Annotated in this window: 14 protein-coding genes and 1 pseudogene; 3 read left to right on the plus strand and 12 right to left on the minus strand. The window is 71.1% G+C overall.

From position 1 onward, the window contains the following. Positions 1–4: 4 nt before the first annotated feature. The 4 genes from FFK22_RS00875 to FFK22_RS00890 form a co-directional block, all read right to left on the minus strand. On the minus strand, positions 5–736 hold the full coding sequence (locus FFK22_RS00875; RefSeq protein ID WP_138887604.1) for a 4'-phosphopantetheinyl transferase superfamily protein: 732 nt from the start codon (positions 734–736) through the stop codon (positions 5–7). Between the two features lie 219 nt (positions 737–955). Next, on the minus strand, positions 956–3,349 hold the full coding sequence (locus FFK22_RS00880; RefSeq protein ID WP_138887603.1) for an aldehyde dehydrogenase family protein: 2,394 nt from the start codon (positions 3,347–3,349) through the stop codon (positions 956–958). 12 nt (positions 3,350–3,361) lie between these two features. Continuing rightward, positions 3,362–4,351 carry a deoxyribose-phosphate aldolase gene (gene deoC, locus FFK22_RS00885; RefSeq protein ID WP_221938290.1) on the minus strand — a complete coding sequence of 330 codons (990 nt, stop codon included), beginning with the start codon at positions 4,349–4,351 and terminating at the stop codon, positions 3,362–3,364. Then, a complete protein-coding gene (locus FFK22_RS00890; protein WP_221938291.1) occupies positions 4,344–5,348 on the minus strand; it encodes a sugar-binding transcriptional regulator in 1,005 nt (334 codons plus the stop codon). The genes deoC and FFK22_RS00890 overlap by 8 nt, the downstream gene beginning before the upstream one ends. A gap of 131 nt (positions 5,349–5,479) precedes the next feature. On the opposite strand from FFK22_RS00890, the gene FFK22_RS00895 reads away from it, so the two are divergent. After that, positions 5,480–5,890, plus strand: coding sequence for a GFA family protein (locus FFK22_RS00895; RefSeq protein ID WP_138887602.1), 411 nt, complete (start codon positions 5,480–5,482; stop codon positions 5,888–5,890). On the opposite strand, the gene FFK22_RS00900 is transcribed toward FFK22_RS00895, so the two are convergent. The 4 genes and pseudogenes from FFK22_RS00900 to FFK22_RS00910 all read right to left on the minus strand — a co-directional run bounded on the left by FFK22_RS00900 (position 5,887) and on the right by FFK22_RS00910 (position 8,707). Continuing rightward, positions 5,887–6,756 carry an NAD(P)H-binding protein gene (locus tag FFK22_RS00900; RefSeq protein ID WP_138887601.1) on the minus strand — a complete coding sequence of 290 codons (870 nt, stop codon included), beginning with the start codon at positions 6,754–6,756 and terminating at the stop codon, positions 5,887–5,889. The genes FFK22_RS00895 and FFK22_RS00900 overlap by 4 nt on opposite strands. Before the next feature lie 178 nt (positions 6,757–6,934). Beyond that, positions 6,935–7,471: an OST-HTH/LOTUS domain-containing protein gene (locus FFK22_RS44740; RefSeq protein ID WP_373683743.1), complete on the minus strand. Its 537-nt coding sequence runs from the start codon at positions 7,469–7,471 to the stop codon at positions 6,935–6,937. Beyond that, positions 7,356–7,724, minus strand: a pseudogene (locus tag FFK22_RS44745) (NYN domain-containing protein); the annotation flags it as partial. The pseudogene FFK22_RS44745 and the gene FFK22_RS44740, both read right to left, overlap by 116 nt. 122 nt (positions 7,725–7,846) lie before the next feature. Then, positions 7,847–8,707, minus strand: coding sequence for a helix-turn-helix transcriptional regulator (locus FFK22_RS00910; RefSeq protein WP_186002237.1), 861 nt, complete (start codon positions 8,705–8,707; stop codon positions 7,847–7,849). 239 nt (positions 8,708–8,946) lie between these two features. Here FFK22_RS00910 and FFK22_RS00915 point away from each other — a divergent pair, with 239 nt between their 5' ends. Then, the gene (locus FFK22_RS00915) at positions 8,947–9,591 is read left to right on the plus strand and encodes a TerC family protein (protein WP_138887599.1); all 645 of its coding nucleotides are present in this window, start codon (positions 8,947–8,949) and stop codon (positions 9,589–9,591) included. A 74-nt stretch (positions 9,592–9,665) separates the two neighbouring features. Here FFK22_RS00915 and FFK22_RS00920 read toward each other — a convergent pair whose 3' ends face one another. From FFK22_RS00920 to puuE, 4 genes are read right to left on the minus strand one after another with little or no spacing between them, the layout of a single operon-like run. Next, on the minus strand, positions 9,666–10,898 hold the full coding sequence (locus FFK22_RS00920) for an ArgE/DapE family deacylase (protein ID WP_221938293.1): 1,233 nt from the start codon (positions 10,896–10,898) through the stop codon (positions 9,666–9,668). 16 nt (positions 10,899–10,914) lie between these two features. Then, positions 10,915–12,171, minus strand: a complete 1,257-nt coding sequence (locus FFK22_RS00925) for an allantoate amidohydrolase (protein WP_221938294.1) — start codon at positions 12,169–12,171, stop codon at positions 10,915–10,917. Continuing rightward, positions 12,168–12,680, minus strand: coding sequence for a 2-oxo-4-hydroxy-4-carboxy-5-ureidoimidazoline decarboxylase (gene uraD / locus FFK22_RS00930; RefSeq protein WP_221938295.1), 513 nt, complete (start codon positions 12,678–12,680; stop codon positions 12,168–12,170). The genes FFK22_RS00925 and uraD overlap by 4 nt, the downstream gene beginning before the upstream one ends. Beyond that, a complete protein-coding gene (gene puuE / locus FFK22_RS00935) occupies positions 12,677–13,594 on the minus strand; it encodes an allantoinase PuuE (protein ID WP_306770056.1) in 918 nt (305 codons plus the stop codon). Before puuE ends, uraD begins: the two co-directional genes overlap by 4 nt. A 222-nt stretch (positions 13,595–13,816) precedes the next feature. Here puuE and uraH point away from each other — a divergent pair, with 222 nt between their 5' ends. Continuing rightward, positions 13,817–14,194 (plus strand): hydroxyisourate hydrolase, encoded by a 378-nt coding sequence (gene uraH / locus FFK22_RS00940; protein WP_138887597.1) that lies wholly within the window; start codon positions 13,817–13,819, stop codon positions 14,192–14,194. The last annotated feature ends 2 nt before the right edge of the window (positions 14,195–14,196 follow it).

Below are 14,196 nucleotides of genomic sequence, written 5' to 3' on the forward strand. Positions count from 1 at the left end.
TATCCTACAGCCCCCACAGCCCCGGCTCGAAGCGCCTTGGGGCGACGCCGATGCCGTCTGCCGGAACGGCCACGGCCGCCGCCGCGCCTTCGATCGGCGGCAGGTCGTGCAGGTGCCAGTCCGCCTCGCCGACCGGACCTGGCGGCAGCTTCGGGCGGCTGGTCCGCTCGGCCGGGTCGGTGCTGACGGTGAAGCCGGTGAAGTCGAAGGAGAAGCCGCGGCCGATGCCCTTGGCCAGCGCCTCCTTGCGGGTCCAGACGGCATAGAACGCCGCGGTCAGCGCCGGGCCGGACAGGCCGGCCAGGGCCGCCCGCTCCGCCGTTGAATAGGCGATGCCGGCGACCTCCATCGGCGGCGGGTGCGACACGGTCTCGACATCGACCCCGACCTCGATGCCGCGGGCCAGCGCCACCACGGCCCAAGGACCGCTATGCGAGAGGTTGAAGCGCAGGTCGCCCTCCGCCAGCTCGGGCTTGCCCCAGGCATTCTGGCGGAAGCGCAGCCGGTCCGCGGGGAGGTCGAGCGTGCGGCCGAGCAGCAGCCGCAGCGCCGCATGGGCGCAGACGTAGCGGGCCCGCAGCAGGTCGGTGCGGAACGCGTCGGCGCGCCGCCGCTCCTCCGCCGACAGCACGGCCAGGCCGGCCGCCGGATCGCGCTCGGTGCGCAGGCGCCAGACATGGACCTGGCCCGGCGGCAGGTCGGGGAAGCCCGACGGCATGGCCCAGATGTCGGACATCGCCCCTCTTGCCCCTATATTCCGTCAGAATAGCGCTGATACCGCCGGGCGGCTCTCCCCCTCACCCTCCCGTCGCTTCGCGCCGGGCCCCTCTCTCTCACCGAGGAGAGGGGAGTCTGAGCCATGCCCTCATCACCTCTCCTTGGGGAGAGGTCGAAATCGGACAGCGATTTCGGGTGAGGGGGTGGCGCCGGCCCCGCCGTTCCGGAGACGGCCGCCCTACTCCCCGTAAGGCAGCCAGATGTTCTTCACCTGGGTGGCGCGGCGCAGGTAATCCCGCCCCTGGCCTTCGGTGTCGGACAGCCAGTCGCGGCGGCGGCCCTGGTTGGTCCAGGTGGCCTTGAGGTTGCCGGCGCTGGCCTTCTCCACCGCCGCCCCGCCTTCGGCCGGGCCGACATACCAGAGGGCGGCGACGTCGTCGTGCTCAGCCAAAGTCCTGGCCAGGACATCGCGCTCGCCGGTGACGATGTTGACCACGCCGTCCGGCACGTCGGAGGTGTCGAGCACCTGGTACAAATCGGTCGCCGCCAGCGGGTGGCGCGGCGACGGCACCACCACCACCCGGTTGCCCATGGCGATCGCCGGCACCACCAGCGAGACGAGGCCGAGCAGCGGCGCCTCGTCCGGGCACAGCAGGCCCATCACGCCCCAGGGCTCGTTCATCGCCAGCGTCACCTGGCGGGCGCGGGCGTCATGCACCTGGCCGTCATATTTGTCGGCGAAGCCGGCATAGAAGAAGATCCGCCGCACCGCGGCCTCGACCTCCGCCGCCGCGGCCCTGGCGGTGGCGCCGGTCATCGCGGCGATCCGGCGGGCGAACTCGTCGGAGCGGGCCGCCAGGTTCTCGGCCAGGAAGTACAGCACCTGGGCCCGGTTGTGCCCGGCCAGGCCGCCCCAGCCGGTGGCCTTGTGCGCGGCCTCGACCGCGTTGCGGATGTCCTTGCGGTTGCCAAGGCCGACCTGGCCCAGCGCCCGGCCCTTCGGGTCGAGCACGCTATAGCTGTAGCCGCCATCCGGCCGCGCCTGCTTGCCGCCGACATAGAGCTTGGCGGTACGGTCGATCGAGGGCAGGTCGTGGTCACCGCCCAGCGGCACCGCCGCCAGCAGGGCCGCGGCGACGGGCTTCAGCGCCGGCGCATCCTTCTCCCAGCCCGGCACCAGATATTCGTACAGGCCCTCGCGCCCGCCCTCGCGGCCGAAGCCGCTCTCGCGATAGCCGCCGAAGCCGACCGCGGCGTCGAACATGTTGGCGCAGTTGATCCAGACCACGCCGGCCTTCAGCCGCGCCGCGACATGCAGCGCCTGGTTCACCGTCTCCGACCACACCGAGGACGCCAAGCCGTAGCGCGACGCGTTGGCCAGGGCCACCGCCTCATCCGGGGTGCGGAAGGTCGAGGCGGTCAGCACCGGGCCGAAGATCTCGTCCTGCGCGATGGTCGAAGCAGGCTCGGCCTCCGTGAACAATGTCGGCGGGAAGTACAGGCCGCCCTTGGGCAGCGTCGCCGCTTCCTGCCAGCAGGTCGCGCCCTCGGTCTTCCCGAGCTCGACATAGTGCTTGATCCGGTCGAGCTGCACCTGGGCGACGATCGGGCCCATGTCGGTCGACTTGTCGAGCGGGTCGCCGACCCGGAGCGTCGCCATGCGGCGCTTCAACTTGTCGTAGAGGCGATCGGCCACGCTCTCCTGCACCAGCAGGCGCGAGCCGGCGCAGCAGACCTGGCCCTGGTTGAACCAGATCGAATCCACCACGCCCTCGACCGCGGCGTCGAGGTCGGCATCGTCGAAGACGATGAAGGGCGACTTGCCCCCCAGTTCCAGCGACAGCTTCTTGCCGCTGCCGGCGGTCGCCTCGCGGATCCGGCGGCCGACCTCGGTCGACCCGGTGAAGGCGATCTTGTCGACATCGGCATGCTCGACGATCAGCGCGCCGGTCGAGCCATCGCCGGTGACGATGTTCAGGACGCCCGGCGGCAGCCCGGCCTCCTGCGCGATCTCGGCGAAGAGCAGCGCGGTCAGCGGCGTGAACTCGGCCGGCTTCAGCACCACCGTGTTCCCGGCCGCCAGCGCCGGCGCCACCTTCCAGGCCAGCATCAGCAGCGGGAAGTTCCACGGGATGATCTGGCCGCAGATTCCGACCGGGCGATAGCCGGGGAATTCGGTCTCGACCAGCGAGGCCCAGCCGGCGTGATGGTAGAAGTGGCGCGCGACCAGCGGGATGTCGATGTCCCGGCTCTCGCGGATCGGCTTGCCGTTGTCCATGGTCTCGATCACCGAGAGCAGCCGCTCGCGGCGCTGGACATGGCGGGCCAGGGCGTAGAGGTGGCGGGCGCGCTCGGCCCCCGGCAGCGCGGCCCAGCCCTTCTGCGCCCGGCGCGCGGCCTTGACCGCGGCGTCGACGTCCCTGGCGGTGCCCTGCGCCACCTGCGCCAGCGCTTGGCCCGTGGCCGGGTTCAGCACCTCGAAGCGGCCGCCCTCGGCCGGGGCGACGAACTTGCCGTCGATGAAATGGCCGAAGCCCTTCTCGTGCCGCGCCAGCCAGTCGCGGGCGATGCCGCTGTCCTCGGGCGCCGGGCCGTACTCCATGGTGTCGAGAATCTCCGCGATCCGGGGCATGGGTCGGGCTCCTCAGGCGGAAGCGTGGCGGAAGCCGGCCGAGTACCGGCCGGTGACGAAATGCTCGATCTGGCGCTCGACATCGGCGAGCAGCGAGGAGGCGCCGATGCGGAACAGCTCCGGCTCCAGCCAGGGCCGGCCCAGCTCCTCCTTCATCAGGATCAGCCAGGCGATCGCGTCCTTGGCGGTGCGCAGCCCGCCGGCCGGCTTGAAGCCGACGCGCTCGCCGGTGCGGTCCAGGTAGTCGCGGATGGCGCGGACCATGACCAGGCTGACCGGCAGGGTGGCGTTGACGTCCTCCTTGCCGGTCGAGGTCTTGATGAAGTCGGCGCCGGCCATCATGCAGACCAGGCTGGCGGCCTCGACATTGCGCAAGGTCCTGAGGTCGCCGGTGGCCAGGATGGTCTTCAGATGCGCCTCGCCGCAGGCCTCGCGCATCGCCCGCACCTCGTCATAGAGCGCCGACCACTCCCGGTTCAGCACCTGGGCGCGGTGGATGACGATGTCGATCTCGGCCGCCCCTTCCTCCACCGCGTAGCGGATCTCGGCCAGGCGCTGCGGCAGCGGCGTCAGCCCGGCCGGGAAGCCGGTGGCGACCGAGGCGACCGGGATGCCGCTGCCGGCCAGCGCCTTCACCGCGGCGCCGACCATGGCCGGGTAGACGCAGACCGCGCCGACGGTCGGTGGCCGGTCGGACAGGCCCAGCGCCTCGACCAGGTCGTCGCGCAGCGGGTGGCGGGCCTTGGCGCAGAGGCGCTGCACCCGGCCCGGCGTGTCGTCGCCGGCCAGGGTGGTCAGGTCCATGCAGGTCAGCGCCTTCACCAGCCAGGCGGCCTGGTATTCCTTCTTCACCGTGCGCCGCGTGGTCATGGTGGCGGCCCGGCGCTCGGCGGCGCTGAGATTGACCCGCGCCGCCTCGACCCAGTCCAGCTCCAGCGCCATGCCCGGGTTGCGATGGGTGTTCCGGACGGCCGTGTCGGCGTCGGCGCGTTGATCAGGCATGGGTGCCTCCGCTGAGAAGCTGCGCGGCGGTGGCCGCGTCGGTGACCAGGACATTGACGAAGCCGGCGACGAGGCAGGCGCGGGCGATGCCCGCCTTCTGCGCCCCGGCGGCGACGCCGATCGAATGGGATTTCTCCCGCAGCGCCTCGGGCCTGAGGCCGATGGTGCGGGCATCGAGCTCGGGCGACACGATCCGGCCCTCGGCGTCGAGGAAACGGCCCAGCACGTCGCCGACCGCGCCGGCGCGCTGCAGCGCCGCGATCTCGCCGGCATCGAGATAGCCGGAGTCGACATGGACCGAGCGGCTGGCCATCGGCCCCATGCCGAAGCAGGCGACCGGGGCGGCGCGGGCGACATCGAGGATGCCGGCGATCACCGGATCCGCCTCCAGCACCGCGCGGGTGGCCGGGTTGCCGACGATGGCCGGCACCGGCAGCAAGGTGGCCGAGCCGGGGCCGGCCTCGGCGAAGCCCTCGGCCACAGCGTTGGTGCGGAAGGCGGTGCCGCGGATGGCGGTGGCGCCGTTCAGCAGCACCACCTGGACGCCCTCGTTCCAGCGCGGCGGCAGGCGCCTGGCCACCGCCGTCATGGTGCGGCCCCAGGACACGCCGACCAGGTCCGGCCGGGGCGCCAGCGCGGCGAGGTATTGCGCGGCGGCCTGGGCCACGGCGTCGATGGCGATGGCCTCGTCGGCCGCGCCCTCGCCATTCGCCGGGCCGGGCACCACGATCGCCTCGCGCAGGCCCCAGCGTTCCTGCAGCCTGGCCTCGAGGTCCGGCCGGCGCTGGCCCCGTGCCACGATCTCGATGCGGACGATGCCGGTCTCGCGCGCCTCCTGCAGCAGCCGGCCGACCTGCCAGCGGGTCAGGCCCAGCTCCTGCGCGATCTCGCTCTGGTTGCGGTCGAGGTCGTAATAGAGCTTGGCCGCCTGGACCATGAACTGCTCGCGCTGGGCGTCGGAGGTGACGCGATGCCCGAGATCGGCCTGGAGGGTCACGGCGGCGCGTCCGTCAACATTTGAGCAATCTATGCTCTAATGAGCGGACGCTACCTCCGTCACCTTGCCCTGTCAAGCAGCGGCGGACGGCGCTACCCTCCGCGCAAACTCATCGCCCGGAGGAAACGCCCGTGACCGACACCAGCCGCATCCTGACCGGCAAATGCTATTGTGGCGCCGTCCATTACGAAGTGGCCGACGCGTTCCGCTACGCCCTGAACTGCCACTGCTCGAACTGCCGGCGGACGACCGGGTCGGCGTTCAAGCCCATCGCCGGGATCGAGCGCGGCAAGCTGACCGTGACCCAAGGCCGGGATGCGCTGATGATCTATGGCGAGCCGGACCACAACAACACGCATTGCCGGGCCTGCGGGTCGCTGCTGTTCTCGGTGGTCCGCGACGGCGCCTATGTCCATGTCGCCATGGGCACGCTGGTCGACGACCCGACCATCCGGCCGACCGAGCACATCTTCGTCGGCTCGAAGGCGCCCTGGTACACCATCGCCGATGACCTGCCGCAGTATGAGGAATTCCCGGGCTAGCCGGCCGCCCGGCGCACCAGCGCAGCCAGCACCTCGGCCAGCGGCGTGGTGCCGCGCCGGACTTCGCCGCCCTCGACCTCGATCCGCCCGGCATTGTGGGCGTCGTAGAGATCGGTGATCAGTCGGACATAGCCCTCGCTCAGCCCGCCCGCCGCCAGCGCCTGCTCCCATTGGCCGCGCGGCAAGGCCACCGCCTGGACCGACCGGCCGAGCGGGCCGGCCAAAGCGGCGGCGGCGTCCAGCGCGGTGTAGCGCTGCGGCCCCTCGGCATGGAGGATGCGCGGCGGCACCGCCGCCGCGGCCAGCAGGTCCGCCGCGATCAGCCCGACATCGGGGGCCGAGACGGTCGGGAAGCGCTTGTCGAGCGGATGGTGCAGGCTGGCCAGAAAGCCGGTGGCCATGGCGGGGCGCAGCGACCGCGCCCAGTTTTGCATATGCTCGGCCGAGCGCAGGAAGGTCACGCCGGGCAGGCCTCCGAGTCGCTGCTCCAGGTGATGGAACAGCTCGGTGATGCCGGTGCCGGCCGCATGCTGGGCGCCGTAGTCGGAGATGGCGACCGTCCGCGGCGGCCGCGCCGCTTCCAGCGCCCAGGACAGGCTCTCGATCAGGCCCCGGGCCTCGGCCGCGGCGTCGCCGCGCGATGGGGCCAGCGGCACGATCGCCAGCACGCCCGCGGCACCCTGCAGCGCCGCGGTCAGCGCGCCAGTGTCGGCGATGTCGGCGGCGGCGATCTCGCAGCCGGCCTCAGCCAGCGCGCTCGCCTTGCCGGGGTCGCGGACCACCGCCCGCACCGCCCTGCCCCGCCGCCGTAGCTCCCGCGCCGCGGCCCCGCCGATCCGGCCTGTGGCGCCGATGATGACGAACATGATGCTTCTCCCGCTATGTCCCGGATGGGGTCGGGCGGGACTTTGCCGCGGCGGCGCCGGTCCGGTCGCGCCGGAACGGACGGCGCAGCGCCGGAACGGACGGCGGCCATGCGCCATCGGCGGTCACCTGGCTGGAACGGCGGCGCTCGATCCGGCGCAAGCGGTGCGCCGGCCGCCGTCAGGCTGACTGCGGCCGCTTCCTCGTTGCGGCTGCAGTCCCCTCACCACGGATCCTAGGCGGTTGCGTCGGTCTTATCCTGACCCGCAGGGCCTTGCCGTCCGGCTGGTCGATGTCGAACGCCCCGGTCTGTCGGACCAGATCGCTGAGCTTGCGATAGCCATAGGTGCGCGGATCGAAGTCGGAGGCGATGTTCGCGAGGCGCTGCCCCACCGCGGCCAATCCAACCCAGCCGTCCTCCGCCTCCAGCTGCGCGACGGCCTTCGTCAGGACGGGAATGGGCCTTGGCCGGGGGCCAGAGAGCCTTGGCGGAGGGCCCCTCTTCGGGAGCCGATACCTCGGCCTCAGACAACAGGTTCTCGGTGTAAATGAATCTGCGGCACGCCTGCCGGAAGCTCTCGGGCGTCTTCTGCTCCCCGAACCCATAGACATCGGCGCCCTGCTCGCGGAGACGCGACGCCAGGCGCGTGAAGTCGCTGTCCGAGGAGACGAGACAGAAACCGTCGAACCGGCCGCTGTGCAACAGGTCCATCGCATCGATCACCAGAGTGATATCGGACGCGTTCTTGCCGGTCGTGTAGGCGAATTGCTGATACGGGTCGATCGCGTATTTCTGCAGGATATCCGCCCACGACTTCAGGCGTTGGCTCGAGAAATCGCCGTAGATCCGCCGGACACTGGCCTCGCCGAATTTGGCGACTTCTTCGAAAAGTCCGGCCGCGATGCGCGGCGACGTGTTGTCGGCATCGATGAGAATGGCAAATCGGGGCAAGCGGTTTTCATCTGCCATGGCGGGCACCTCGATCGGCAAAGCTCCCACGCTTGAGGTCCCGGGAGCCACTCATCGTCGCAGCATAGCAAGGCCAGGGGCGGGATGTAGCCGATCCTGCGCCGGTCTTGCCATGACGGCCTTCAGCCCCGCTCGCGCCGCAGGGCGCCCGGGGTGGTGCCGAGCACCCGGCGCATCGCCCGGGCCATGTGGCTCTGATGCGCGAAGCCGGCGTCGAGCGCGACCTGCGCCATCGGCAGGCTTCCGTCCAGCAGCAGCGAACGCGCCCGCTCGACCCGGCGGCGGATCACGAACTGGTGCGGCGCCAGCCCGGTCGAGGCCTTGAACAGCGGCTTGAAATGCGACGGGCTGAGGCCGGCCGCCGCCGCCAGCTCGGCCAGGGCCAGACGCTGGTCCAGCCGTGCTTCGATCAGCTCCAGCACCCGCGCGAGCTGCCGCCGCGACAGCGCCTGGCCGGCAGCGGCCGCCGGCACCGGCGCCGCGTAGCGCCGCAGCAGATGGGCCGCCAGGGCCAGGCCGATGCTGTCGGCGTAAAGTGGGTCCGACTCGGCCCCGGCCTCCAGCTCCGCTTTCAGGGCCCAGCCGAGATGCGCGATCCGCGGGTCGCGCAGCTGCAGCCGCGGCGCGATCTCCAGCCGGCCGGAGGCCAGGCCAAGCCCTTCCGCCGCGTTGCGCATCAGCGCCGGGGCCAGGCGCAGCAGCAGGAACCGGGCCGGCCCTTCATCCTCCCAGATCCCGGCGGCGCCGGCCGGCAGCAGGTCGATGTCGCCCTCGCGCTGCAGCCGGTCCTGCACCAGCCCCTCGGCCCGGCAATGGGCCATGACCGGCGGACCGACATGCAGGCTGAGCCGCAGGTCGGGCGACGGCGCGGCCTCCACCGCATGGCCGGTGGCGGCGAACAGGCCGGCGGCGAAGCCCGCCCATTGCCCGGCCTTCTCCGGCACGATCGCCCCGGACCGGATCACGGGTTCATGTGTATCCATTCCGCCACACTCCTGGGACGACCTGCGGCGTCCGCGCCGCAGTCTACGACCCGGCGCTTGAGCCGGCGAGGCCTCGTCGCTATATGGGCGGCGACCAGGCCGGGCCCCTCTGGCAGCTCCTCCGGGATCTGCGATGTCGGACTGGAACTCCCCAAGGGAGTGGCCCGCCTGCCGATCACCGACATGCATATCCGAACGGCATGCAGGCTGCTCCTCACGACGAAGAGGACGGTTTTCGCATGGAACATCTGCTGACGGGCGAGGCGCTGACCGCCCTGCTCCAGGTCATCATGATCGACCTGGTGCTGGCGGGCGACAACGCCATCGTCATCGGCCTGGCCGCGGCCGGGCTGCCCAAGGAACAACGCGGCAAGGCGATCCTGATCGGCATCGCCGCCGCCACGCTGCTGCGCATCGGCTTCGCCCTGATCACGACGCAGCTGCTGGCCATCGTCGGCCTGCTGCTGGCCGGCGGCGTGCTGCTGCTGTGGGTGTGCTGGAAGATGTGGCGCGAGCTGCGCCACACCGCCAAGGAGGACCACGCCGCCGAGGAGGCGCTGGCCGGCCACGACGCCAACGGCAACGGCGCCCCGCGCAAGACCTTCGCCCAGGCCGCCTGGCAGATCGTGATCGCCGACGTGTCGATGTCGCTGGACAATGTGCTGGCCGTGGCCGGCGCGGCGCGCGAGCACCCGGTGATCCTGGTGTTCGGCCTGGCGCTGTCGATCGCGCTGATGGGCTTCGCCGCCTCCTTCATCGCCAAGCTGCTGAACCGCCACCGCTGGATCGCCTATGTCGGCCTGGCCGTCATCCTCTATGTGTCGATCGACATGATCTGGCGCGGCGCGATGGAGGTGTGGCCGCATCTGCAGGGCGCGATGTAAGGGCGGCGATCCGAAATACCAATCGTACCTTCTGACTCTCCCCCTCCCGCGAGGGGAGGGGGAGAGTTGATTTTCTACTCCGCCAGCAGGTCCCGCACCGCCAGGGCGATGACCTCCGTCGCCTTGTACAGGTCGTCGAGCTTCAGCCGCTCGTCGGCGCGGTGGGCGTTGGCGTCCTCGATGGTGCGGGGGCCGGCGCCGTAGAGGGCGATCGGCACCCCCGCCGCGGCATAATGCCGGGCGTCGGTGTAGAGCGGCACGCCCTTGACCGGGATCTCCTCCCCCAGCACCGGGCCGGCACGGCGGCGGATCGCCTCGGCCAGGCGGTCGGTGCCCGGCAGCGGCGACAGCGGCTCGGCCAGGAGGATGCGGCGGACCGTGACCGTCGCCTTCGGGAAGGACTTCGCCGCGTCGTCGATCACCTCGCGCAGCTCCGCCTCCACCGCCGCGCCGTTCTCTTCCGGGATCAGCCGGCGGTCGAGCCGGAACGCCACCCGGTCGGGCACGACATTGGTGTTGATGCCGCCCTCGATCAGCCCGATGGTCAGCTGCGGCGAGCCGATGCCGGTCACCTTCGACACCGTGGTCGGATACAGGCGCCGGTGCTCGTACAGCCGCACCAGGATCGGCGTCGCCGCCTCCAGCGCGTCGATGCCGGTGGAGGGCAGCGCGGCATGGGCGGACCGGCCGCGCACCTCGACCTCGAGATGCAGGCAGCCATTGTGGGCGGTCACCACCGCATAGCTGAAGGCGGCGGCGATGGCGAAGTCCGGCTTCGACAGCCCCTGCTCCAGGATCAGCTTCGGCCCGATCTCGCCGCCGGATTCCTCGTCATAAGTGATGTGCAGCTCGACCGTGCCGCGGGTCAGCCGGCCGGCTTCCTCCAGCGCCTTCAGGGCGAAGGCGTAGCTGGCGATGTCGGATTTCGAGACGGCGGCGCCGCGGCCATACATCCAGCCGTCGACCACCTCGGCGCCATAGGGGTCGTGGGTCCAGCCCTCGCCCGGCGCCACCACGTCGCCATGCGCGTTCAGCGCGATCACCGGACCGTCGCCGAAGCGGCGGCGGACGATCAGGTTGCTGGCGCTGATCATGCCATGCGCCTTCGCCAGCTCGGCCGGAACCGGATGGACCTCGACCTCGAATCCGAGCTCGCGCAGCAGCTCGGTGGTCCGCCTAGCATGCGGGTCGCAGTCGCCGGGCGGGTTGTCGGACGGGACCTTGACCAGCTCCGCCAGGAACCGGGCCTGCTGCTCGCGCGCGCCGTGGAGATAGTCGTGAATGGCGGTGTCGATGCTGTCGGTCATCGCGAGGTCTTTCGTATCAGGCATGGTCGTACTGGCGGAGGAGGTCGAGCAGGACGCGGACGGCGAGGTCCGCATCCTCGACGGTGATGGATTCAGCCGGGTTGTGGCTGATGCCGCCGCGGCAGCGCAGAAACAGCATGCCGACCGGGGTCAGCGATGCCATCGCCATGGCGTCGTGGCCGGCGCCGCTGGGCAGGCGCCGGGCCGGCAGGCCGTGGCGGCGGACCGCCGTCTCCAGCTTGTCCATCAGCGCCGGGTCGCAGCGCACGGCGCCGCCGTCATGGTAGCGGTCCAGCGTCAGCTCGACGCCGCGGCCGCGGGCGATGCCCTCCAGCGCCGCAGTCATCTCGGCCATCGCGGCCAGGCGGTCGGCATCGTCCGGCGCGCGGATGTCGATGGTGAAGCGCACCGCGCCGGGGATGACGTTGACGGCGCCGGGCTGGACGTCGAGCTGCCCGACCGTCGCCACCACCTCGCGCCCTGCCTGGGCGCAGCGCTCGACCGCCAGCACCATCGAGGCGGCGGCGGCCAGCGCGTCGCGGCGCAGGTCCATCGGCACGGTGCCGGCATGGCCGGCCATGCCGCGGACCGTGGCGTTGTAGCGGGCGGCGCCGTTGATCGCGGTGACGATGCCGAGCGGCAGGTCCTCGGCCTCCAGCACCGGCCCCTGCTCGATATGCAGCTCGACATAGCCGAGGATATCCTCGCGCCGCCGGGCCTCGGCCTTGAGCCCGTCCGGGTCGCCGCCGAAGTCGCGCAGCAGGTCGCCCAGGCGCAGGCCGTTGTCGTCCTTCGCGTCGGCCACCGCCGGGCCGACGGTGCCGGCGACGGTCTGGCTGCCGGTCAGGTTGACCGGGAAGCGCACGCCCTCCTCGTCGCCGAAGGCCAGCACCTCGACGGCGAAGGGCAGCCGCTCGCCACGCCGGTGCAGCTCGCCGACCACGGCGATGGCGGCCAGCACCCCGAGATTGCCGTCATACTTGCCGGCGTCGCGGACGGTGTCGATGTGGGAGCCGAGCAGCAGAGCGGGTCCGCCCGGCCGGTCGCCTTCATAGCGGCCGACGATATTGCCGGCGGCGTCGGTCCGCGCCGCCATGCCGGCCTCGCGCATCCAGGCCAGCACCTGGTCGGCCGCCTGGCGATGCGCCGGCGACAGGAAGGTGCGGGTCAGCCGGTCCGGGTCCTCGCTGAAGCGGGCCAGGGCGTCCAGGCGCTCCATCAAGGCCGGACCATAGGCGAGGGTGTTCTGCGTCGGCGCTGTCCCGAGGCTCACGGCAGCAGGTCCTTCAGTCGCAGGAGGGCAATGGTTTCCACCTCGGCCAGGGCCGCGGCGAATTCGGTGTCGCGCGGGTTGCCGACGCGGCGCTCGAAGGCGGCCAGGATCTCGGCCCGGCTGCGGCCCTTCACCGCCATGATGAAGGGGAAACCGAAGCGCTCGACATAGGCGGCGTTGAGCTCCTGGAACCGGGCGAACTCCTCGGGCGTGCAGCGGTCGAGCCCGGCGCTGGCCTGCTCGGCGCTGGAGCTGGCGGTGAGCTCGCCCGCCACCGCCAGCCGCCCGGCCAGGTCGGGATGGGCGCAGAGCACGCCGAGCTGGCGGTCATGGTCGGCGGCGCGGAACACGGCGGAAAGGGCGGCGTGGAGCCCTTGAGCTGTGTCCTGATCATGGCCGAGCCCGGTTTCCCAGGCCGCCTCGGCGATCCAGGGCGAATGCTCGAACACCCCGCCGAAGCGGACGACGAACAGGTCGCGGTCCATGGTGCTGGGGCGAGGAACGCTCATGCCGCGGCCTCCCGGTACGGATGCTTCTCCCGCCAATGCCGCGCGATCTCCACCCGGCGGCAGAACCAGACGCCGTCATGCTGCTTCGCATAATCGAGGAACCGCTCCAGCGCCATGATCCGGCCGGGGCGGCCGACGATGCGGCAATGCAGCCCGACCGACATCATCCGCGGCGTCTCCGCCCCCTCCTGGTACAGCGCGTCGAAGCTGTCCTTGAGATAGGCGTAGAACTGGTCGCCGGAGTTGAAGCCCTGGACCGCGGCGAAGCGCATGTCGTTGGCGTCCAGCGTATAGGGCACGATCAGCTGCGGCTTGCCCGCGACATCTTCCCAATAGGGCAGGTCGTCGTCATAGGCGTCGGCGTCGTAGAGGAAGCCGCCATGCTCGGCCACCAGCCGCCGGGTGTTCGGGCTGGTGCGGCCGGTGTACCAGCCGAGCGGCTTGTGGCCCGACACCTGCTCCAGGATCTCCACCGCCTTGCGGATGTGCTCGCGCTCGGTGTCCTCGCCGACATACTGGTAGTTGATCCAGCGATAGCCGTGGCTGGCGATCTCGTGCCCGGCCTCGACCATGGCGCGGATCACCTGCGGGTGCCGCTCCGCCGCCATGGCGACGGCGTAGATGGTCAGCGGGATCTGCTTGCGCTCGAACAGCCTGAGGATCCGCCAGACCCCGACCCGGGCGCCATAGTCGTAGAGGGATTCCATCGAGATGTGGCGCACGCCCGGCAGCGGCTGGGCATTGACGATCTCGGACAGGAAGTTCTCGGAGGCTGCGTCACCATGCAGGATGGAGTTCTCGCCGCCCTCCTCGTAGTTGAGGACGAATTGCAGCGCCAGCCGGGCGCCGCCCGGCCAGGCGGCCTGGGGCGGGGTCGGGCCGTAGCCGACCAGGTTTCTCGGGTAGACGGACACCGGACCTCCCTCGCACGCGTGATCCCGGACATAGGATACCGCCACCGCCGGCATCCACTTTTGCGTTTGCATTGAAAGTCTTTCCGCCGAACACCCGTTGAGCAGGACGGGTCTCGGCGTGAAACATTGTGCAAACAACAAGCGCGCCACAGCTGAAACGGGGCGATAATGCCCGGTGGCGCGCCGGACCGCCAGGGACCGGCGGCAACACGGAGAGGCAGGATGACCACAGACACGGCATCCCACCGGGGGCGACTGACCACCCATGTGCTCGACACGGCGCATGGCCGGCCGGGCATGGGCATCGCCGTGGCCCTGTATCGCCTCGATGGCGACGACCGCACCCTGGTCACCGAGACCCGCACCAATGCCGATGGCCGCTGCGACGCGCCGCTGATGGCCGGCGACGCCTTCCGCCCCGGCCGCTATGAGCTGGTCTTCGACACCGGCGCCTATTTCCGCACCGCCGGGGTGGTTCTGACCGATCCGCCCTTCCTGGACCAGGTGCCGATCCGCGTCGGTATCGCCCATGCCGACCAGCACTACCATGTGCCGCTGCTGATCTCGCCCTGGTCCTACTCCACCTATCGCGGCAGCTGAAC

Source organism: Mycobacterium sp. KBS0706 (assembly GCF_005938675.2).
Classification (GTDB): domain Bacteria; phylum Pseudomonadota; class Alphaproteobacteria; order DSM-16000; family Inquilinaceae; genus Inquilinus.